Origin of the sequence: Lentibacillus sp. L22, assembly GCF_040812445.1 — a bacterium.
GTDB lineage: Bacteria > Bacillota > Bacilli > Bacillales > Amphibacillaceae > Lentibacillus_C > Lentibacillus_C daqui.
In genome coordinates this window covers 61644-85254 of sequence record NZ_JBFNXI010000002.1, presented here as the reverse complement: position 1 = coordinate 85254, position 23611 = coordinate 61644, and the positions used below count along the sequence as shown (strand labels likewise).

The window sequence follows — 23611 nt, the reverse complement described above, 5'->3', positions numbered from 1 at the left end:
GAGGAGTAACAATTGCGACCGCTAACTCTAACCATGACGGCATTTGGTCCGTATAAAGATAAAACAACCATTGATTTTAACGAGTTACAGGATAATAAATTATTTGTCATTTCCGGAAATACCGGTGCAGGAAAAACAACGATATTTGATGCAATTTGTTTTGCGTTGTACGGAGCAGCAAGTGGTCAGGACCGGGAAAATAATAATATGCTGCGCAGTCAATTTGCTAATGATGATACCCATACATCGGTTGAGCTGATATTTGAATTAAATAACAAGGTTTACCGGATACTTCGCCAGTTAGGTCATGTGAAAAAGGGGAATAAGACGAAAACGGGAGAACGGTATGAATTTTATGAGCTCGTTGATGGTGGTGAATCTCCATGTGTTGACAGGCAAATTGTTTCCGAGATTGATAAAAAAGTAGAAACATTAATGGGATTAACACAGGATCAGTTTAAACAAATTGTGATGTTGCCACAGGGGGAGTTTCGTAAATTACTAACCTCACAAACGGAAAATAAAGAAGATATCTTAAGACGTTTGTTCAAAACCGAACCGTACAAACATATTAGTGAACGTTTACGCTATAAAAAGGATTTGATTTCCGAAAAATATCAACAAGAAGAACAAAAACGCAATACGTATGTCGAAAATATCCGCGCAACTTTACCCGAACGTGATGGGTCGCCTGTTTTTCAAGTGTTGGGTGAGGAGCATTACAACGTCAATCAAGTGCTTCATGCATTGGATCAGGAAGTGGCGTTTTATCAGCAACAAATTATGGCTGACCAGAAAGCGTATGAACAGGCCTATCAAGCTCATGACAAAAAGCAAACTGAATTTCATGCAGCCAAGAGTTTAAATGAACGCTTCCAGGAACTTGAAGACAAAAAGATTCATTTAAGTAAGTTAGAACAACAGACAGTGGAATATGACGAGAAGGAAAAGCAGCTAAAACAGGCTGAACAAGCGGCTGGACTGGAAGCCTATGAAAAACAGTTAATGGAATGGCGTCAGGATGAACAAGCCAAAAAGCAGAACGTAGAAAATGCCGAAAAATCGCTTCAACAGGCAAACGAAATGCTTCGTGAACGTAAGCAAGTTTATGAGCAAGAGGAAAAGAAAGCATCGGAGCAGGAGGATGTTCGTAAAAAACTAGATCGGTTACAAAGATATCTGCCGATTGTCGAAGAACTGGATCAGCAAAAACAGGAATTACAGGATTTACAGAACAGAGGAAAACGGACATTTAAAGATGTTACTGAAATGCAAGCAACTCTAACGGAAAAGAAAAACCAGCTGGACAAGCAGACTGGTGAAATAAAGCAGCTGGATACGAAGGTTGATCAATTACCGGATAAACAAGAGCAATTGATGGAGTTAGGTAAACAATCCGATATGTTGAAGGATTATTTGGATGCGAAGGCTAAGCAAGCAGAATTGGAACAAATTTTACAAGAAAAGAAGCAGGAGTTTGTAAGCAAAAAGCGTTTTTATCAAGAATTGGAGCAGGCATGGCTGAATAATCAGGCGTTTGTTTTGGCAAATCATTTGCACGATGGCGAGGCTTGCCCTGTTTGTGGCAGTAAAGAGCATCCGAATAAAGCAATAAGTTCTAAAGGTGCGGTGACAAAACAACAACTGGAAGCGGCAAAGAAAGCATTGGATAAAAAGGATAAGGATTATAGTGATGCATCTGCCAAGGTTGACTTGAATCAAGACACACTACAGGAAAAAGTGCAGAAACTTGCGGATTATTCGATCACAACCGATGATGCTGAAACTGTACGAGATCGCATTGTTACAGCGGGGAAAAAATTGAAAGCAGAAGTCATGGAGTTGCGAGCTTCTAAAAAGAAACTGCAAACTTTAAAAGGAACGCAAGAAACTTTACAGAATGAATGCAAACAGTTGGAAGAAAAAAAGGAACAGTTGGATAAGAATTATCAGAAATTAAAAACAGCTTATGAGTCAGCCCGTGCGGTTTACCAGGATCGATTAAAGCAAATCCCGGAAGAAGTACAGGTTTTAACAGAACTGAAAAAGCAAATCAAAACAACCGAACAACGAAAGTCGAAACTGGAACAAGCTTGGGAAACAGCACAAAAACAGCTGCAACAGGCAAAAGAGGCACAAACAAAAGCAGCATCCAATTCGGAACATGCCAATAAACAGCTTGCAGAAACAACTGCAAAACTTGAGCAAGCGGAGCAGCGTTTTTATCAAGCACTTGATACGACCGGATTTTCTACCGAAGAAGCATACCAGCGAGCAAAACGATCTGATCAGGAACGGCAGGATTTGCGCCAAGCCATTGAGCAGTTTAAGCAGAACCTTTCAACTACGAAACAACTGGTACAAGAGCTAAAGACATCGTTAAATGGTAAGCAAAAAGCTGACTTGAGCGCATTACAGGAACAATTGGAAACATTGAAACAAGCCTATGAATCGGCATTAAATAAGCGGGATCAGTCAAAAGCATATTTTCGGGAGGCTGGGCAATTAATCGCCAATATCCGCGATGCTAATGAACAGGTGAAAGCCTTGGAAAAACAATTAAGCAGTATCACCGATTTATACGATGTACTCCGGGGACAAAACAGCCGAAAAATATCGTTTGAGCGGTATCTGCAAATCGAATATTTGGAGCAAATTATCGAATCAGCTAATGAACGTTTGAAGCGGTTATCCAATGGTCAGTTTTTCCTAATCCGTAGTGAGCGTCAGGAAGCCCACGGCAGACAAAGCGGACTTGGTTTGGATGTGTACGATGCTTATACAGGGCAAACGAGGGATGTCAAAACACTGTCCGGTGGAGAGAAATTCAATGCTTCCTTATGTCTGGCATTGGGAATGTCTGACGTGATTCAAAGTTTTCAAGGGAATATATCGATTGAGACGATGTTTATTGATGAAGGTTTTGGTACATTGGATGAAGAATCATTAAATAAAGCCATCGATGCCTTAATTGACTTGCAACAGTCAGGCCGGATGATCGGCGTCATTTCCCACGTCCAAGAGTTAAAAAATATCTTCCCGGCAGTATTGGAAGTCAAGAAAACCAGAGAAGGTCACAGTCACACTCAGTTTGTCGTCAAGTAGGGACAAAGGGACGGTTCCTCTGCCCCCGTGTCCCGCAAAGGAGTTATCATCATGGTTTATCCGGGGAAAAGGTTTAATTTGAAATGGAAAATGATTGTGTCGATTAGTGTGTTGGTAATTGGCATTTGTGTTATTTTTGGCCTGTTTCTTCATTCGTTTATTTCTAAGACGATGGAGGAACAAATTGGCAAAAGGGCGTTAAGTGTGTCACAAAGTGTAGCAAACATGCCGGAAATACAAGCTGCTTTTGAATTGGAAAATCCGGCTTCGGTGATCCAGAAGGTTGTTCTGCCCATTCAACAGCAGACTGGTGCAGAATTTATTGTCGTCGGAAACACAAAAGGGATCCGTTACTCACATCCCGACCCGGACAAATTGGGTAAAAAAATGGTTGGCGGGGATAATGAGCGCGCACTAAGTGGTGAATCATATACATCGAAGCGGGTAGGCTCACTGGGGTTATCCATTCGTGGCAAGACACCGATTTATGATAAGAATGGCAAGGTTATCGGTGTCGTATCGGTTGGATTTTTGAATAATGATGTTCAGCATATCATTCAACGGCAAAGTAAATCGGTATGGATCACGCTAGCAGGGGTTGTTCTAGTGGGAATCATTGGTGCAATTGTGATTTCCATCTATTTAAAACGATTGTTATCAGGGATGGAACCAGAGGAAATCTCCCAAGTATTACTTCAAAAGGAAGCCATTTTGCAGTCAACCCATGAAGGGCTTATTGCCGTTAATGAAACAGGGATGGTGACGATGATTAATGCAGCGGCCCAGCGGATCTTGTTTCATCAAACAGTATCAGATGATCGTTATACTGGCAGACCCATTCAGGAGATTCTACCGCATACGGGGTTATTCGCGGTTTTGAAAAATGGGGAGAGCCATTATAATCGGGAAATGGTCCTCGGTGACACAGTTGTTCTTGTGAATCGCATGCCCATTTTTCGTCACCATATAATTGTTGGCGCAGTAGCAACCTTTCGGGAAAAAACAGAGCTGGAACATGTCACGAATGAGTTACTGCAAATTAAGCAATATGCCAATGCACAGCGGGCGCAGACACATGAATTTTCCAATAAACTATATACGATTCTAGGTTTGCTTCAATTGGATCAGACCGATGAAGCGATCGCCTTTATCAAAAAGGAAAGTGATAGTCAGTTAGGATGGTCAGAGTTTTTGGTGAAACATATTGCTGATCCAATGGTTCAAGGGCTTCTTCAGGGGAAAATCAATCAAGCAAACGAGCTTGGGATTACCATGTCGATTGATCCAGACAGTCAGTTAACAACCCGGTTTAAAGGAGATAAGCAAGATGCCTTGTTAACAGCGGTCGGAAACTTGATTGAAAACGCGATGGATGCATTGAAACAGAACCCGGATGATCAGCGGGAGATTGCTATCTTCTTTACCGACATAGGAGAAGATGTCATTTTGGAGGTGGATGATTCTGGATCAGGAATCTCCATGGACGAGGCACCACATATTTTTGACCAGGGATATTCCACGAAACAAGGATCTCACCGTGGAACAGGCCTTGCACTGACCAAACACAGGTTACAAGAAGTTAACGGAACGATCATGTTGGAAGAAGGAGATCTTGGTGGAGCTTGCTTTATCGTGATCATACCAAAAGATGAAGGTGATAACAATGTCTGATAGCATTCATGTGCTTATTATTGAAGATGATTTTCGAATTGCGGAAATCCAGCGGCAATTCGTAGAAAAGGTGGAAGGATTTGTTGTTGACTATTGTGCAAAAACCGCTCAGGAAGCATTCACTTTTTTGCAAAGTCCTGACACCCAAGTTGATTTGATTTTATTAGATATATATATTCCGGATGTCGAGGGATTGGAGCTATTTTGGCAGTTGCGTACGTTCTATCATGATGTGGATATTGCCATCGTGACTGCTGCTGCGGAAACTAGCACAATTAGCGAAATTCTCCGGGGCGGGATCATAGATTACATTATAAAACCTGTGGATGCGAAGCGGTTTGAACAAATGTTGACGAGGTTTAAGCAACGAAAAAGTTTTCTGGCGTCCAGGGAAAAGTTGAACCAGGATGACATAGACATGCTTACAGGTACGGTAAATTCCGTGTTTCCTGCTAATAAATCCAATGACAAATTGCCAAAAGGTATTGATTCGATTACATTGGATGAAATTACCGATTTATTACAGAAGCAAAAAGTCAACGGCATTACAGCGGTTGAATTAAGCAAACAAATTGGAACAAGTCGTTCGACAGCTCGAAGGTATTTAGAATATCTAGTATCTATTAAGCGAGTGCAACCAACACTTTTGTATGGAAATGTAGGCAGACCAGAACGGCAATATATCCTTCGTGAAACTTATGAACAAAATGAGTAATATAGAAAATAATCGCTTTATGAATAGAAGGTTTATCTCCCCCTTCTATTCATGGTATTTTATAAAAAGTCATTTATTTGTTAACGTTTTCACCGTTAAATGATCTAATTTTGAAAACAGAAGGGAGATATAACATTGAGTCTTAGTTTAATCGGTTTTGTAACCATATTGGTCATTGTCCTAATACTTATTAGCGGGCGCATGACGCCAATTATACCGTTATTACTAATTCCGATTCTCGGAGCGTTTGCTACCGGTTTCGGTATGTCGAAAATTGGTGATTTCTTTGGTGATGGTGTTGCTGATGTCATGGACGTTGCGATTATGTTTATTTTCGCAATATTGTTCTTCGGAATTATGTCGGACGTTGGCTTATTTGATCCGTTAATCAATGGTTTGATTGCGATTTCACGGGGGAACGTGATTGCCATTAGTGTGGGAAGTGTATTAATCGCCGCTATAGCCCATTTGGATGGTTCAGGAGCATCAACTTTTTTAATTACCATTCCGGCATTATTACCGCTGTATAAACGGTTGAAAATGAATCCATATTTTCTGTTGCTATTAATTGGCGGAAGCGCCAGTATCATGAACATGATTCCATGGGCAGGGCCACTTGGACGAACCGCATCGGTCTTAAATATCGATGTTACGGAACTATGGAGACCGCTAATTCCCATCCAAATCATCGGGATGGTGTTGATGGTTGGATTAGCAGTGCTATTGGGATATCGCGAACAACGACGAATCAAAAAACAATATGGTTCGGTTGAAGCCGCCGCAGCTGCTGATGTCGCCGCGGAAGATGATGATCCCAAAAATGAAGGTGACGTACCGGAGAAGGAAAAATCGCTTGCTCGTCCAAAATTACTGTGGGTGAACGTCATTCTAACGATTGGTGTCATTGCTATTTTGGTATGGGGAATCATTCCACCCGGTTTTGCCTTTATGATCGGTGTTAGTTTGGCCTTGCTGATTAACTACCCGAAAGTAAAAGATCAAATGGCACGTATTCAGACACATGCGCCGAATGCACTCACGATGGCTACTATTATTCTGGCTGCGGGTTCATTTTTGGGGATTTTAACCGGAACAGGGATGCTCGATGCCATTGCTGGAGATGTCGTGAAAGTTTTACCGGCATTTGTTGCACCATTCTTGCATATCATTATTGGCGTTTTGGGTGTGCCGTTCGATTTATTATTGAGTACCGATGCCTATTACTTTGCATTATTGCCTGTTATCGAACAAATTGCCTCCGGTTTTGGAGTCGATTCATTATCTACCGCATATTCCATGATTATCGGGAACATTGTCGGCACCTTTGTCAGCCCATTTTCTCCGGCGCTTTGGCTTGCATTGGGTCTTGCCAACCTGGAAATGGGACGACATATTCGCTATTCCCTCGGCTGGATGTGGGGGCTCAGTATTATCTTATTAATTATCGCCGTATTTATGGGGATTATAGTTATATAGTGACAAAGGGTACTATCGTGTTAACGGGTTAATAATACACTTTGAATTTGGGAAAAGGGCGGAGAGCATATGAGCTTCGTCCTTTTTTCTTAAATAGCCGGAGTTGAACAAACATCGTCACTTGATTAAATAATGTATTTGAAGAAATAACGGATTTCACCCAAGTATAGACGGGTCTTTTTTTAATTGTGGATTAATTCTCACGGTAGATTCAAGTCCCACATTCCGAGAAATCAAGCCGAGATAATGTTTCCTATAGTTGCTTCAAAAAGGAATTTTCTCGTTGCTAGTTTGATAGGCAAGCTACTATAATAGAAATGGAATTGCATGTATCGATTTTTTTAATAAGGATGATAGGTATGCCAAAACAAATTTTAAAAAACGATTGGGCGCCGTTACTTGATGAAGAGTTTTCTAAACCGTATTACCTGCAATTACGGGAGTTTCTAAAAAGAGAGTATACTCAACAAACGGTTTATCCGGACATGTATGATATTTTTAACGCCCTTCATTTCACTGGCTTTGGACAGGTAAAAGTGGTCATTCTTGGTCAGGACCCCTACCATGGTCCGAATCAAGCGCACGGTCTGAGTTTTTCCGTACAACCTGGAATATCCCAGCCACCATCATTAAGAAATATCTTTAAAGAGTTACAGGACGATTTGGGCTGCGCAATACCAAATCATGGGTACCTGGGCAGCTGGACGGAACAGGGTGTACTACTATTAAATACTGTTTTAACGGTTAGGGCCGGGCAAGCGCACTCACATAAAGGAATGGGGTGGGAGATTTTTACCAACCGGGTAATTGAGTCGTTGAATCAGAAGGAAAATCCGGTTGTCTACATCCTTTGGGGTGCGGCTGCTCAAAGGAAACAAGAACTTATTGATACATCAAAGCATTATGTTGTCAAATCACCTCATCCCAGTCCGTTATCTGCCCATCGCGGCTTTTTTGGAAGCAGGCCTTTCTCCAAGACAAATCGGATATTAAAGCAAATTGGGCTGGAGGAAATAAATTGGGAGGTTCCAAATCTGAATTAAATACCTAAGATAAGGAGAAATATCCCAGCAAGTGCGCACTCGAGTTTGTGCGTCGCTAACCAGACACTTTATCCCATGCCCATGTTGCAATATTTTTGTGCAGTCAGGGGAAAATAACATAGATACCGCAGAAAGGATAAAAGAGCCGTCCCTATGTCCCGCATTCGGGTGCAACGTCCATTTTGAGTTTAAAAGTATTTCATGCGGGAATTGTAAATTTAAGTGGGAATTTGACGGTTTTACATAGATATTTTTGAGATGTGGAGAGTGAACTATGAGGAAACAAATAACTATCCTTTTTCTTGTCATGGGAACGTTGCTACTGGCAGCGTGTGCAGAAACGACTACAACAGTTTCCAAGCAGGATGAACAAAATAATGATAAAAAGTCGGTAAAGGTTAATAAGTCTACAACTGGCGATAAGAAAGAACAAGGGGATAAACAAAAGACTGTTACCAAGCCATTTAAGGCAATAAAACCACCTGAGGATGCAAAATTGCTGGAAACCAATTATTCTGATGAAGAAAAAGAAAAAATGCCGGATCAAGAGGCTCATGGTGAGGAAAGCGCACGAACGGTTTCGCTCGGACAGACCTTATTACAGGATAAGAAGGATACTTCCAATGGCCCGCTTAAAGATCATCGGCTGGTTGCCTTCTATGGAACACCGAAGTCGGAAAACATGGGGATTCTAGGTGAATATCCCCCCGATGAAATGATGAAGAAATTGAAAGAACAAACAGAAGAATATTCCAAAATTGACCCAGATCGGCCGGCGATACCAACGATCGAATTAATTGCTACAGTCGCACAGCGCTCACCGGGTCCGGATGGATTGTATGTTGCCAAGCCTTCTAAAGAGGTGATTGATGAATATGCCAAGTTGGCTGAAGAACATGATGCATTACTACTTTTAGATATCCAATTGGGACGGGCGGAAGTGATGGACGAACTAAAAAAGGTTGCACCCTATTTAAAATTACCACATGTTCACTTGGCGATTGACACGGAATACAGTGTTGGGGAAGGTGAAATTCCCGGCGAAGATCTAGGTGAAGTCGATGGGGAGGACATTCAAGAAGCTGTCGAATATGTTGACAAATTAGTCGAAGAGAACAATCTGCCAGACAAAATAGTACTGGTTCATCAATTTGGTAATGGCATTGTTACAAACAAGGAAAAAATCAAACCAACCAAACATGTTGAAGTACCCCTAAACTATGATGGATTTGGGGACCCGGCAATCAAAATGAGTGCATATGGGAAGTTAGTCAGGAAGCAGCCAATTCAGTACGGTGGATTTAAACTATTTTACAAAAATGATGATCCACTGCTTTCTCCGGAGGACGTTCTAAAACTTGACCCGGCTCCGGCAGTTATTGATTATCAATAATGGGTGTAGTGGATTTGTTAAGGGCTTGATGCACATGCTCTACAACCTTTTGATTAGATTTACGCCTGCTTGATCAACGCTCATGCGCCCAGTCAACTCGAATCCGCTCGAGCAAAGAGGGAGACATACTTATTCAGTAATTTTAGTCTGTTCCCTTGTCTCAAAGATTTGATTTGGTATATTTATGGTAAAGTGTAAGTAGACATAGGTATGAAGGCTTTTGTCTACAGAGATTTTTTAAGTAGGTGTATAATTATAGCTGAAAGGAGATGTTTGGAATGGCACAGTATACGATTAAATTACTTAAAAAGGAAATGGTTGCCAAGGATACGATGGCTTTTCATTGGGAAAAACCAGAGGGATTTGAATTTAAGGCAGGACAGTTTGGAGATTTTACCTTAATTAATCCTAGCGAAACAGATGATGAAGGAAATACAAGAGCTTTTTCATTTGTATGCGCGCCCAGTGAAGATAAATTGGTAACCACAACTCGTTTACGGGATTCTGCTTTTAAACGGGTACTGAAAGATTTACCAGAAGGAAGCGAGGTAAAATTCGATGCACCGCATGGTAATTTCACCCTGCATAAAACGGAATCTACACCGGCTGTATTTCTAATTGGCGGTATTGGTATTACCCCGGTTCGCAGCATGATTGCAGAGGCCACAAACCAACAAACATCACATGATATCACGCTGTTATATTCGAATAAAACACCTAAAGACGCGCCTTTTCAGTCTGATTTGCAGGAAATGGAGGATAAAAACGCTCATTTCACATTTGTGCCGGTGATGACACAAACCGATGCTACTGAATGGAACGGTGAAAGTGGTCATATTGATGCGGAAATGTTAAAACGATATGTTTCTGATGTTAGTGCACCAATTTACTATCTTGCTGGCCCGGCCGATATGGTACAGGCAATGCAGAAAATGTTAATTGATGCAGGGGCAAATGAAGATAATATTCGCGCTGAAGAATTTTCCGGTTATTAATTAAACATTCATCTCAAGGTAACAGGTATGCGTTCTTTTGCCGGAACGTGTACCTGTTTTTTCATATCATCCGATGGTTAGCGGGTGGGATCACTAATCAAATTTGGATAAATTTGGTGGGATAAGGTGCCTGTCCCTTTGTACCAGTAGACTTGTTTTTGATTTTGGGCTAAGCTAAAGTAAAGTGTTGTAACGAAGGGGGAATTGATTGTGGATATTGCGGTAATTGGATCCAACAATGTAGATTTGATTACATATATTGATAAAATGCCAAAGAAAGGTGAAACGCTTGAGGCACCAAATTTTGAGATGGGGTGTGGTGGAAAAGGTGCCAATCAGGCTGTTGCAGCAGCTAAACTAGGGGCAGATGTGATGATGGTTACCAAAGTAGGGGATGACATGTTTGCCGATAATACGATTGCAAATTTTGAAAAACACGGAATTAATACCGAATTCACGAAGAAAGTTCCGGGAACAACTAGTGGCGTTGCTCCCATTTTTGTTGATCCTAACTCAGAAAACCGGATTCTTATCATTAAAGGCGCCAATCAGCATCTAAAACCAGCAGATATCGATGAAGCGGCGGATAAATTAAAACAGTGTAAACTTATCGTTCTGCAATTAGAAGTGCCAATCCCAACGGTTTATCATGCGATCGAATTCGGCAGCCAACATGGTATACCAGTTATTTTTAATCCGGCACCGGCGACAAAAGATTTAGATTTTCAATACGTTACCATGTGCGATTTTGTGGTTCCAAATGAAACAGAACTGGAGCTGATTTCCGGAATGCCAGTGGAAACAGAAGATCAGGTACTTAAGGCGGCGCACTACCTGCTTGAAAAAGGGGTCACAAATGTAATTATTACGCTGGGTCGTCGTGGGGTGCTCTGGGTAACAAAAGATACGGTCCAACGGTTTAATGCATATACAGTTCAGGCGGTTGACACAACAGGTGCCGGAGATGCATTTATTGGTTGTTTTGCCCATTCATTTATCCAAACAGAAGATGTTGCACAGGCAATCAAACGTGCCCAAGCCTTTGCTGCGCTGAGTGTGACAAAACATGGAACACAAACTTCTTACCCAACGGAAGCTGAACTGACCGCATTTTTAAATGAACAACATAAGTAAAAGGGAGAGAACTATCATGTTATTAGGTGGAATTGAAGCGGGCGGAACGAAATTTGTTTGTGCTGTCGGAGATGAATCTGGGAAAATAATCGCAAAAACAAGCTTTCCAACAACAGAACCGGATGAAACACTGCGGCAGGTTCGACAATTTTTTCAGCAACACCATGCGGATGCGGTTGGAATTGGTTGTTTCGGACCAGTTGATCTGGATGAAAAAAGCAATACGTATGGTACCATTTTAAACACGCCGAAAACGAAATGGAAACAGTATGATATATTAACCAAGTTGAAAACCGATTTACAAATTCCTGTTTCTATTGATACCGATGTTAATGCCGCAGCACTGGGGGAGTACCTGTATGGTGCCGGTAAAGATGTGGACAGTTGTATGTACATTACGGTCGGAACAGGAATTGGCGCCGGCTTTGTCCATCATGGGAAAACATATATTGGTAAAAGCCATCCGGAAATGGGACATCTACTCATTCAGCAACATAAGGATGACACGTTTGCCGGGAATTGTCCCTATCACGGAAATTGCTTGGAGGGACTTGCCTCTGGCCCGGCAATTGAACAACGGTATGGGGAAAAAGGTGTTGAACTAGCTAATGATGTACATGTATGGGAACTGGAAGCCTATTATCTGGCACAAGCAATCATGAATTATTTCCTTGTCCTATCTCCGGAACGAATTATTTTGGGTGGTGGAGTCATGAAACAAGAACAATTATACCCGCGGATTCGTGAAAAATTTCGGGAATTATTAAACAGTTATCTTGACGTTGAAAATATGGATAAATTAATTGTTGCCCCAGAACTCAATGATGAACAGGGCATAAGAGGAGCAATGGAATTGTTGCGGCAATAATGGAGCTTGCCCCGTCAAAGCCATTGATCACAGCATTGCCCGTCCCGTAGAAGAATCGGGTTGGGGAGCTAATTGAACCAAGGATTGAGCCCAGTCAACTAAACTTATTTGGTCGATGTTTCTTGTAACGGGTTGAAGTTTATGTGAATTAGGTTGATAACCCTGAAATCGGGTCGAAGTTTATATAGATTAGGTTGATGTTCCAGGAAATGGGTCGATGCTTGTGCAAACCAGGTTGATGTCTCTGGAAATGGGTTGATGTTTCCCGGAATTAGTTTGCCCACTGCAATATTATTGCCAAGTAACGCTTGTTTTCACTCAAAAATAACGCAAATTTTCCATGATTACAGTAAACGACAAACCGAAATCAAGGTTGCCGCTAGTGAAATACGCCATTTTTTGCTAAACTATGGGGGAAAGAATTTGTGCAAATTTAAAATGGAAAGTGGCGTTTAGTTTATGGAAGAAGCAGCACTAATTAGTATTGTTGTCATTCTTGGACTAGGGATCTTTTCCCAATGGCTTGCCTGGCGCATTCAGTGGCCATCGATTGTAATTATGTCCATTGCCGGGTTGTTAATTGGCCCGATCTTTGGACTGATTAATCCGAAAGAAGCATTGGGCGATTTATACAGCCCCATGATTTCGCTGGCTGTTGCTGTTGTCTTGTTTGAAGGAAGTTCAAGTCTTGATGTACGGGAACTAAAGGGGATTTCCAAGTCGGTATTTCGGATTGTAACCTTTGGCGCTTTTCTGGCATGGATCGGTGGCTCACTTGCTGCCTACTATATCGCCGGTCTAAGTCTTGAAGTTGCGTTTATTATCGGTGGATTGTTCATTGTAACAGGCCCGACGGTGATCATTCCGTTACTTCGGCAGGCTAAATTAAAATCACGGACAGCAACAGTTTTAAAATGGGAAGGAATTATTGTTGATCCTTTTGGTCCGTTATTGGCACTGTTTGCCTATCAAGTGATTAAAATATTGGTGAATGAACATTTATCGTTTCAATATCTGTGGAATTTCTTTTTAGGTGCGATATTTGCAGTCATCCTTGGGTTCGTTGTCGGTCTTGTCGTCAGCATTATGGTTAGTAAAGGCTGGTTTCCAGAGTACCTGAAATCACCAATTATCCTGTCATTTGTTTTATTATGTTTTATGATTGGCGAGGTAGTGATGCATGAAACGGGAATGCTCGCAGTGACCATCATGGGGCTTAGCATTGGCCGTTCGAAAAAATATGTGTCGTCGATTGAAAATGTTGGGCACTTTGTCGAAAACATTTCTGTGATTTTGACATCCACCATTTTTATTTTACTGACCGCCTCTTTGACACGAGAAGTGATTGGACAAGTATTCACACTGCCGATTATCGGATTTGTGCTGGTTATGCTATTTATTGTAAGGCCGTTATCGATCTGGATTTCAACGATCAAAACAGAGCTTTCCATTGCCGAGAAGACACTGATTGGTTGGATTGCTCCCCGTGGTGTGGTAGCACTCACTGTTTCCGGGTATTTTGCCTCGTTGTTGCTAGATGATGGTTACAAAGATGCGTCGTTATTGACGGCATTAACGTTTGCACTGGTTTTTATTACGGTGTGCGCGCATGGGTTTACCATTGGACCGCTGGCAAAAAAACTGCAACTGGCTAGTTCTGAACCACCAGGAGTTTTAATTGTCGGAGCCAGCAGCTTTTCCGTTGAACTGGCAAAAAGCTTAAAACAATTCGGGATTCCGGTACTAATCACCGATATTTCTGAGGATCGTTTGCAACCGGCAATGGATGAGGGAATCGATACATACCTCGGTCAGATTCTTGCAGAGCATACACAATTTGAAATTGACTTGGTACCATATGAGACCATCTTGGTCATGACCGGTGATGCTGCCTATAATGCGTTAGTGTACCAGTCCTATGTTCCGGAATTTGGTTATAACAATGCATTTGTCTTACCCGTTGAATCGCCTGGAAAACAGGAAGCGGAAAGAGAAGTTCCTGCATCATTGAATAGCCATTTGCTGTTTGGCGAGCATGCGCTTTTTCGGAGGTTAAATAGACAAATAAATACGAACTATTCGTTGGAAACGGTCGCTATTGATGAAAAGCACAAAGTAAATAAGGATGATATCCTGCATCTGGGAACACCATTATTTATTAAAAAGAAGGATGATACGATCGAATTTATTACATTCCGGCAAAAGTTTACGTTAGATGATGGCGATCAGCTTGTGTTGCTTGGAGAAAATCGTTAGGTACAGTTAACCAAATATGATAAATACAGTTCACTTCCATCGATTACAGGTGTGTGGATTGAAAAAAAAATATAAGTTGAGGAGCTGAAAGTAATGCGTACAACAGAAATTAAAAAACGCGCACCATTTCGGGGAGATCATGTCGGTAGTTTTCTGCGACCAGCACGACTGAAGCAGGCACGGAGTCGATTTGCAAATGGAGAAGTAACGGCAGATGAACTGCGGGCTGTTGAAGACGAAGAGATCATTAAACTGATTGAAAAACAAAAAGAAATAGGATTGAAATCTATTACAGATGGAGAATTTCGCCGCTCCTGGTGGCATTTTGACTTTTTGGAAGGTTTGACAGGTGTGGAAGGATATGATCCGGACAGTGGTTTGCATTTTGTTGGTATTGAGGCAAGGAACCGTTCTATTCGCGTCACAGATAAAGTAGATTTTAATGATGACCATCCAATGCTTGAACATTTCCGGTTTTTGAAAGAGCACGTAGGTCCCGATCATGTTGCTAAAATGACAATTCCGAGTCCCAATATGCTGTTACTCCGTGGTAGTATTGACTCGAATGCCTATACAAACATTGAAGCATTGCTACCGGATTTAACCAACGCTTATAAACAGGCCATTCAAGCATTCTATGATCTGGGGTGCAGATATTTGCAGCTTGATGATACATCATGGTCATCCTATTTGTCGGAAAAAGGACGAGCAGCTATTCGCGAACAGGGATATACACCGGAGGAAATGCAAAAGATCGCTGCCCGGGCAATTAATGAATCCATTGCAGAGCGACCGGATGATTTATTGATTACGATGCATATTTGCCGGGGAAATTATCGCTCGCATTACTTTGCGGAAGGGTCGTATGATACGGCATCCAAAACGATTTTCGGTGAATTGAATGTGGATGGTTTGTTTCTGGAATTTGATGATGAACGTTCCGGTGGATTTGAGCCATTGCAGTATGTAAATCGGGATGACTTATATGTAGTGCTTGGATTAATCACGACAAAATTTGGTGAAATCGAGGACAAGGATTTGATCAAAAAACGGATAGAAGAAGCAAGCAACTACCTGTCGCTGAATCAGCTTTGCCTGAGTCCGCAATGCGGCTTTGCGTCGACAGAAGAAGGTAATGATATTAGCGAGGAAGATCAATGGAAAAAAATCAGCCGTGTATTGGAGATAGCTGAAGAAGTATGGAAATAGGAACGAATGACTCCCATCCGGAGATGATGGGGGTCATTCGTATTTTACAGGGAGGCTATCCTTCTTGTTTATTCATCAACATACTCATTCCACCAACAATTACATTTTCACCTGTTTGTTTTTTTACTACTAATTTTGCCACAATGACCCCAGCGGTCTCCCCTTTATCGATCTTATCCGTAACCTTCATTTCCAGTGAAACGGTATCATTGATGAACGTCGGATTGGTGAACCGGATTTTGTCCATGCCATAAAATGCAACAACAATCCCCGGTTTTAGTTCCACCAGACCAGTAGCAATTGATAAAACAAGCATTCCATGTGCAATCCGCTTTTGAAATGGAGTGTCTTTTGCGTATTCGATGTCAGTATGTAATGGAAACCAATCTCCGCTTAGTGAAGCGAAATTAACAATGTCAGCCTCCGTGATCGTTCTGCCGCGTGAATTCCATGTATCGCCGATTTGATAGTCATCATAATACTTATTAAACAAATAAGTCGCCTCCTGATTTTGAAAAATAATAGTTTGATTTGATTTTACTTATATTGATTGCGCAATTTAAACTTCTGTACCTTACCAGATGGGGTTCTTGGTAATTCCTCTACAAAAACGATTTTACGTGGTTTCTTATAACTTGCTAATTTTCCTTTAATAAAGTTATGAATATCGTTTTCTTCTATTACCGTTCCGGGCTTTGACACAATTATGGCGCAAACAGATTCAATGTATTTTGGATCAGGTATCCCAATAACAGCAACGTCTTGAATGGATTCATGTCTAATCAACACATCTTCCAATTCAACGGGATAAATATTTTCCCCACCGCTACGGATCATATCTTTCTTTCTGCCGGAAATGGTTAAATACCCCGCCTCGTCAAGATACCCCAGATCACCAGTATGGCACCAACCATTGATAAAGGTTGCAGCTGTTTCCTCGGGCTTTTTCCAGTATCCCATTGAAACGGCGGGACCTTTGATACAAATTTCCCCGATTTGGCCTGATCCTAGTCTATTATCCTCGTTATCAACAATTTTAATTTCGGTAAATGGCATCGGTTTACCAGCTGTATATCCTTTTGTTTCTGCATCGACAGGATCAAGCGATACCGCAATTGGTGTCCCCTCCGTAAGTCCGTAAACCTGTGCTAATTCGATATGAGGAAATCGCGTTTTCAGTTCATCGATTGCCCAGGAAATAATCGGATCTCCGCCAGAATAGATTGTTTTTAGGCTACTTAGATGATAGGTGGAAATATTGGGCAGCTTTAGCATTTCATAAATCATAAACGGAAATAGAAAACAATCAGACACATTTTCTTGTTCGATTATGCTCAAAACCTTCTCAATATCGAAAGCTCCACTTTTGGTGATTACCAGTTTACCACCTTGCAACAACACAGCTAGAGCCACATCCTCCATTGCCCCAACATGATATAATGGCCCAGTCGTCATGCCCACTGTATCAGCATGAAAACCCCATTTCAGTGCTTGCATGCTAGCAAACCATAGTGTGTTCTCATGGGACCAAAGTGCACCCTTGGGTTTGCCGGTTGTCCCAGACGTGTACATCAGCATAACAGGATCGGATTTATCGATGTTATGTTGATAAGTAAACGCAGCTTCCCCATCGAGCAGCACCTGCCAATCATGAGCCCAGTCAGGTACATGTTTCTCATTAGACGAAAGACAAATAAATTCATGAACTGGAATGACGGATCGAATGTTAGCGAGCTTATCCGCAAGACTTGCATCAAAGCAAAGCACGGTACATCCTGAATCTTTAAGAATGTATTCCAATTCTTCCTCAGCCAGCCGGAAGTTGAGTCGAACGGCAATCGCACCTAATTTGGCAATGGCAAAATAAAGTGCAAAATATTCTAACCCATTGTACAACAGCATACCAACCCGGTCACTTTTTTTTACACCCATCTTCCGCAAAGTATTCGCATATTTGTTTGATGTTTCATTAAGTGTTCCATATGTCCATGACTTTTCTGATTCCAGTTTGATAGCTTCCTTTGCTGGGTTAATCGTCTGAATGTATTTCTCAACACGATTTACTAGATAACCGACGTCCATATGGAAGTCCTCCTTTTGATAAGGATGAAGTAACCAATGATTTTGCTTAGGGGGGATTCATACATTTACAAAAGAGAAATTGATTTTAATTCAATATACAGTTGCGACGCATAAAAGTCAAGTATATTCAGAATAGTTGGTTCTGAATGATTGGATGATGGAAAAGTAAAGATATAGAGATTTATACGAATGCGGAATTCATTCCTTAACAAAGAGTTAATAACAACTAATAATTCCATTGGGCATTCGTCACTATTTAAATGATACTACATGTATGAGCAGACAACCTATGCTATACTGAAAAGAAAACAGGGTAGAAAGGGTATATAATGCAAAAAAGACTATCTGATAGTATTGCAGATGATATCATGTCAATGATCGTTATAGAGAAAAAATTTCTTCCAGGTGATAAGCTCCCAAACGAAAATGAATTATCGGAGGAACTTAATATTAGCAGGACAACACTTCGAGAAGCAATCCGGATATTAGTTACAAATGGCGTCTTGGAGATTAGACGGGGAAAAGGTACGTATGTAAAAGAAGATATTGAAGTAAATAATATAGAGTCTTTAGGTAATCTTGCAGATGCTAAAATTAATGCGAAAGATTTATATGAAATGCGATTAATCTTTGAACCAGAAGCTGCCTACTATGCTACAATTCGAGCAAGTGATGCCGAGTTAGAGCGGATTTTGGATTATGGAACGCGCATAGAACAAAAAATCAAGTGCAATGAGGATCGGACAGCAGTCGAACAAAAATTTCATAAATCCATCGTAAAGGCTACCCATAACGAGTTCATGGAAAAGCTGATGCCGGTTATTTACGAAGCTATTGATAAAGGAGTCATCTTATCAAAGAGAAAAGAACTAGCAATCAAAGATACGATCAATGATCATAACATGATTATGGAATTTATTAGGAATCGTAATCCTGAAGGTGCAAAAAGTGCGATGAAAATTCATATTTTGCATGCGATGAGGGAATTAGGGATTGAATAATGGTTAATTTATGACATCTTGGTTTCATACCAGATGTTTTTTTGTATTACAACGTTATTGACAGTAGACAACCAACAATATAAAATACATTATAAACATTTTTCAAATAAAAAAATCAAGGATGTGTGCAGATGAGAAGAAGTGATACGATTAAAATTGGGGTGGATCGTGCTCCTCACCGTAGTCTTTTATATGCTACAGGGAAAGTAAAAGCAAAGGATTTGGGGAAACCATTTATAGGCATTTGCAATTCTTATATTGATATTATTCCTGGTCATGTACATTTGCGTGAATTTGCAGATGTCGTAAAAGAAGCAATCATTGAAGCAGGTGGTATTCCATTTGAATTCAATACGATTGGTGTTGATGATGGCATTGCGATGGGGCATATTGGAATGCGCTATTCATTACCAAGTCGTGAATTAATTGCTGACAGTGCTGAAACGGTCATTAATGCACACTGGTTTGACGGGGTATTTTACATTCCAAATTGTGACAAGATCACCCCGGGTATGCTAATGGCTGCTGCTCGTACGAATGTACCTTCTGTCTTTGTTTCAGGTGGCCCGATGGAAGCTGGTAAAAGCTCCAGTGGAAAACAACTATCATTAACATCTGTTTTTGAAGGTGTTGGTGCATATAAATCGGGCAAGATGACGGAAGTAGAATTTAACGATATTGAAAACAATGCTTGTCCAACTTGTGGATCATGTTCAGGTATGTTCACAGCAAACTCTATGAACTGTTTAATGGAAATGTTAGGTGTGGCACTACCCGGGAATGGATCAATTGTAGCCACCAGCGAGAAGCGTAGAGAATTGATTCGTGAAGCGGCAAAACATTTAGTTCGTATGATTGAAGAGGATGTTAAACCTCGCGATATTATTACAAAAGAAGCGATTGATGATGCATTCGCCCTTGATATGGCAATGGGTGGATCTACTAATACAGTTTTACATACACTGGCAATTGCCAATGAAGCTGGCATAGCGTATAACCTAGAAGATATTAATAAGGTTGCAGCACGTGTGCCATACCTTGCAAAGATTATGCCTGCATCTGATATCTCGATGGATGATATTAATCAAGCTGGCGGAGTAAGTGCAATCATAAATGAGTTGACTAAAATTCCCGATGCTATTCATCCCGAACGTTTAACGATAACGGGCAAGACAATGGGTGAACTTGTTAGTGGATATGAAATTACGAATGAACAAGTAATCCGTACAAAAGAAAATCCCTACAGCCCAGTTGGAGGATTATCCATTTTATACGGGAATCTCGCCCCAGAAGGTGCAGTTATTAAAGTAGGCGCTGTTGACCCTGCTATTAAGGTATTTGAAGGGGAAGCAATTGTCTTTGATTCTCAAGATGAAGCACAAGAAGCGATTGATAATGGGTCTGTAAAAGAAGGCCATGTTGTTGTTATTCGTTATGAAGGACCTAAAGGCGGACCCGGAATGCCTGAGATGTTAGCACCTACTTCTGCTATTATGGGTCGTGGTTTAGGCAGTACCGTGGCACTTCTAACAGATGGACGTTTCTCGGGAGCATCTCGTGGTATTTCTGTCGGACATATTTCTCCAGAAGCCGCAGAAGGTGGACCAATTGCTTTAATTGAAAATGGGGATATGATTGTCATCGACTTACCAAATAGAACACTAAATGTACAAGTATCGGATGAAGATTTGGAAGAACGTAAAAAATCTTTAAAACCATTTGAGCCTAAAATTAAACGCGGCTGGTTAAGTAGATATTCAAAACTTGTAACAAATGCATCAAACGGCGGCGTAATGAGCATATAATTGTTATAGTTTCATGGATGAGATTAATAGAATAATGTCATTCCGCACAAATTCGTCGGAACCTTTTAACTAGATATAAACGTTTGGATTTTAAATCCAAACGTTTATTTTTTTGGTTTGTTTTCATTACTTCGATGGTCTGCGTCGATTTTATGTACGCAAATGGAGAAAAATTTAAATAATAACCAAACTTCTGTTAATTATGTTATCATAATAATGTGAAATAAATATTATATTGAAAAAGTAAAGGAGGGTATTTTATGAATGTACATGATGTTTTCGGATCTCCAAAAACCATTCATTATGGTCGGGACTCATTTAAAAATGTGGGAAGGGAGGCAGTAAAACAAGGAAAGAAAGCGATTATAATCAGTGACAAGGTGATGGAAAGTCTTGATTATGTGAGCAAGTGCCGGAATTTCCTTTCTAAAGAATCAGTGGACAGTGTGGTTTATACGGGGATTGAATCGGAACCGACGGATATTTATGTTGAAGAGGCGTTAGCATTATTTCGGGAAGAGAAATGTGACCTGGTCATTTCTCTTGGTGGAGGAAGCTGTATGGATACCGCTAAATCAGTTGCTGTTCTTGCTACAAACGGTGGATACATTGGCGATTACATGGGAGGGAAGAAACCATTAACTGTTGCCCCTGTACCACATATTGCTATTCCAACTACAGCGGGAACTGGATCAGAAGCAACAGATGTGACGGTTATTGATAATACCGCAACAGATGTCAAAATGATGATCCAGCAGGCTTCATTAAGACCGGAAATTGCAATTGTTGACCCATTGCTAAGTATGTCGGCCCCGAAGCATGTCATTGCGGCAACAGGGGTTGATGCCTTAAGTCACGCAATTGAAGCCTATCTCTCCAAAAAAGCACACCCAATGACGAATATGATGGCGCTTTCAGCAATGGAACTCATTGTTAATAATCTAGTACCTTCCTACAAGGATTCGGAAAATATTGATGCCAAAGAAAATATGTCTCTAGCAGCTCTACAAGCCGGTTTGGCGTTTTCTAATGCTTCAGTGTGCCTGGTTCATGGTATGTCCAGACCCATTGGTGCATTGTTTCATGTACCACATGGTTTCTCCAATGCAATGCTATTGCCTGCTGTACTTGAGTTTAGCAGAGATCAGGCGGTAGATCGGCTGGCGGATTTGGGCAGAATTTTTAAATCATCGGAAAAAGAACTTTCTAACGAAGCAGCTGCCGATGTTGCGATTGATTCAGTGAAAGAGCTATGTGAACAATTAAATATTCCCAATTTGGAGGGATGGGGAATTAAGAAACTACAATTTGAGAACGCAATCCGTAAAATGGCTGAAGATGCCATTGATAGCGGCAGTCCGGGAAATAATCCAAGGGTTCCAAGCAAACAAGAAATTGAAGATCTTTATAAAGGATGTTATGATTATCAATTTTCATCGGAAAGTAAAGTAAACTAAAAAATTAGGAGAAATGAGGAGCATTCATGGAAATATTAGGTATGATTGGCTTGATCGTATCACTGGTCTTACTTATTTATCTCACCATGAAAGGCATCAATATTATTATAGCTGCTATTTTATGTTCTGTTTTAGTCGCGGTTACCGGTGGATTGAATTTACAAACCGCCATGATGGAAAATTACATGGATGGGTTTTCCAGCTATTTTGCCTCCTGGTTTTTGGTATTCCTGTTGGGAGCCATCTTTGGAAAGTTCATGCAGGAAACTAAATCTGCAGAAAGTATTGCACAATGGATCAAGCATACATTGGGAGAAAAACGTGCTGTATTTGCGGTAGTAGCTGCGGCAGCCATCATGACATATGGAGGAGTGAGCTTGTTTGTGGTTGGTTTTGCCGTATATCCGATCGCGGTATCATTATTTCGGGCAGCTAATTTGCCGCATCGGTTTATTCCAGGCGCTTTGGTATTTGGATCGATTTCATTTACGATGACATCGCCTGGTTCTCCGGAGATTCAGAATATCATTCCAACTGATTTTTTTGATACAAGACCAACTGCCGGAGGGTTTATTGGTGTTCTTTGTGCACTTCTCATTTTGGTTGTTGGCGCAATATGGCTAGGTAAAATGGTAAAAAAAGCAGTAAAAAACGGGGAACAATTTTCGCTACCATATCAAGCGGCAGAAGAATCAGCAGCAGCCCTGGAAGCGCAAGAACAGGACAAGGAGGCATCCCCAAAAGATTTACCACATATCATCATTGCGGTTATTCCTTTAGTGGTCGTGATTGGGTTGCTGAACATTTTGTCGTTATTCATGAACCCTACCGCTGCACTACTTTTGGCATTAGTGGCTGGAATCTTTTTGGCGTGTACAACGATGAAAAGGTTCTTGCAGGAGTTTTGGGAATCGCTTGCAACCGGAACGCAAAATGCCCTGATTGCATTAGCAAACACGTGTGGAGTTGTTGGTTTCGGTAGCGTTGTCGCACAGGTATCTGCTTTTGATCATTTGGTCAACAGCCTTGTCAATATGCCGGGACCGCCATTATTAGGTCTGGCTATTGGTGTCACATTAGTCTGCGGGATTACCGGATCCGCGTCCGGTGGTTTGGGTATTGCATTGCCAATTCTAGCACCGATTTATATAAGCCAGGGTCTTGATCCGGGTGCTATGCATCGTGTATCGGCATTGGCATCGGGTGGAATTGACTCCTTGCCCCATAATGGTTATGTGGTAACAACAGTAAGGGTTATTTGTGGGGAAACACATAAACGAGCCTATAAGCCAATTCTTTACTTAAGTGTTGTTGTACCAACGCTAGTCCTGTTGTTAGCAGTCGTACTATATTCTATTTTTTAATCCTTAATCTAGTAAACAAAACATCATACAGGAGAGG

The 23611-nt window shown here is 41.0% G+C and carries 17 protein-coding genes; 15 read left to right on the top strand and 2 right to left on the bottom strand.

Going from position 1 to position 23611, the window contains the following annotated elements; all coding sequences use genetic code 11:
- The first annotated feature begins 12 nt into the window (after positions 1-12).
- The 11 genes from ABRT01_RS01340 to ABRT01_RS01290 all read left to right on the top strand — a co-directional run bounded on the left by ABRT01_RS01340 (position 13) and on the right by ABRT01_RS01290 (position 15865).
- The gene (locus ABRT01_RS01340) at positions 13-3105 is read left to right on the top strand and encodes an AAA family ATPase (protein ID WP_269411607.1); all 3093 of its coding nucleotides are present in this window, start codon (positions 13-15) and stop codon (positions 3103-3105) included.
- A 51-nt stretch (positions 3106-3156) separates the two neighbouring features.
- A complete protein-coding gene (locus ABRT01_RS01335) occupies positions 3157-4776 on the top strand; it encodes an ATP-binding protein (RefSeq protein WP_269411608.1) in 1620 nt (539 codons plus the stop codon).
- Entirely contained in the window at positions 4769-5491 is a 723-nt protein-coding gene (locus tag ABRT01_RS01330; protein ID WP_269411609.1) for a response regulator, read from the top strand. Before ABRT01_RS01335 ends, ABRT01_RS01330 begins: the two co-directional genes overlap by 8 nt.
- A 135-nt stretch (positions 5492-5626) precedes the next feature.
- The gene (locus tag ABRT01_RS01325; protein ID WP_367746130.1) at positions 5627-6967 is read left to right on the top strand and encodes a CitMHS family transporter; all 1341 of its coding nucleotides are present in this window, start codon (positions 5627-5629) and stop codon (positions 6965-6967) included.
- Positions 6968-7326: 359 nt separating this feature from the next.
- The gene (locus tag ABRT01_RS01320) at positions 7327-8010 is read left to right on the top strand and encodes a uracil-DNA glycosylase (RefSeq protein ID WP_269411610.1); all 684 of its coding nucleotides are present in this window, start codon (positions 7327-7329) and stop codon (positions 8008-8010) included.
- A 274-nt stretch (positions 8011-8284) separates the two neighbouring features.
- Positions 8285-9403, top strand: coding sequence for a hypothetical protein (locus ABRT01_RS01315; RefSeq protein ID WP_269411611.1), 1119 nt, complete (start codon positions 8285-8287; stop codon positions 9401-9403).
- A gap of 278 nt (positions 9404-9681) precedes the next feature.
- On the top strand, positions 9682-10398 hold the full coding sequence (locus tag ABRT01_RS01310) for a ferredoxin--NADP reductase (RefSeq protein ID WP_269411612.1): 717 nt from the start codon (positions 9682-9684) through the stop codon (positions 10396-10398).
- Positions 10399-10608: 210 nt separating this feature from the next.
- Entirely contained in the window at positions 10609-11532 is a 924-nt protein-coding gene (rbsK, locus tag ABRT01_RS01305) for a ribokinase (protein ID WP_269411613.1), read from the top strand.
- Between the two features lie 16 nt (positions 11533-11548).
- Positions 11549-12400 carry an ROK family protein gene (locus tag ABRT01_RS01300; RefSeq protein ID WP_269411614.1) on the top strand — a complete coding sequence of 284 codons (852 nt, stop codon included), beginning with the start codon at positions 11549-11551 and terminating at the stop codon, positions 12398-12400.
- A gap of 459 nt (positions 12401-12859) precedes the next feature.
- A complete protein-coding gene (locus ABRT01_RS01295; protein WP_269411615.1) occupies positions 12860-14656 on the top strand; it encodes a cation:proton antiporter in 1797 nt (598 codons plus the stop codon).
- Positions 14657-14749: 93 nt separating this feature from the next.
- Positions 14750-15865, top strand: a complete 1116-nt coding sequence (locus tag ABRT01_RS01290; RefSeq protein WP_269411616.1) for a 5-methyltetrahydropteroyltriglutamate--homocysteine S-methyltransferase — start codon at positions 14750-14752, stop codon at positions 15863-15865.
- Between the two features lie 55 nt (positions 15866-15920).
- On the opposite strand, the gene ABRT01_RS01285 is transcribed toward ABRT01_RS01290, so the two are convergent.
- Both ABRT01_RS01285 and ABRT01_RS01280 read right to left on the bottom strand, forming a co-directional pair.
- On the bottom strand, positions 15921-16358 hold the full coding sequence (locus ABRT01_RS01285; protein WP_269411617.1) for a MaoC/PaaZ C-terminal domain-containing protein: 438 nt from the start codon (positions 16356-16358) through the stop codon (positions 15921-15923).
- Between the two features lie 44 nt (positions 16359-16402).
- On the bottom strand, positions 16403-17947 hold the full coding sequence (locus tag ABRT01_RS01280; protein WP_269411618.1) for a class I adenylate-forming enzyme family protein: 1545 nt from the start codon (positions 17945-17947) through the stop codon (positions 16403-16405).
- A 329-nt stretch (positions 17948-18276) separates the two neighbouring features.
- On the opposite strand from ABRT01_RS01280, the gene ABRT01_RS01275 reads away from it, so the two are divergent.
- The 4 genes from ABRT01_RS01275 to ABRT01_RS01260 all read left to right on the top strand — a co-directional run bounded on the left by ABRT01_RS01275 (position 18277) and on the right by ABRT01_RS01260 (position 23574).
- Positions 18277-18948, top strand: coding sequence for a FadR/GntR family transcriptional regulator (locus ABRT01_RS01275; RefSeq protein ID WP_269411619.1), 672 nt, complete (start codon positions 18277-18279; stop codon positions 18946-18948).
- 131 nt (positions 18949-19079) lie between these two features.
- Positions 19080-20753: a dihydroxy-acid dehydratase gene (gene ilvD, locus ABRT01_RS01270; protein WP_269411620.1), complete on the top strand. Its 1674-nt coding sequence runs from the start codon at positions 19080-19082 to the stop codon at positions 20751-20753.
- Positions 20754-21013: 260 nt separating this feature from the next.
- Positions 21014-22210, top strand: a complete 1197-nt coding sequence (locus tag ABRT01_RS01265; protein ID WP_269411621.1) for an iron-containing alcohol dehydrogenase — start codon at positions 21014-21016, stop codon at positions 22208-22210.
- Between the two features lie 26 nt (positions 22211-22236).
- Positions 22237-23574, top strand: a complete 1338-nt coding sequence (locus ABRT01_RS01260; protein ID WP_269411622.1) for a GntP family permease — start codon at positions 22237-22239, stop codon at positions 23572-23574.
- Positions 23575-23611: the final 37 nt, after the last annotated feature.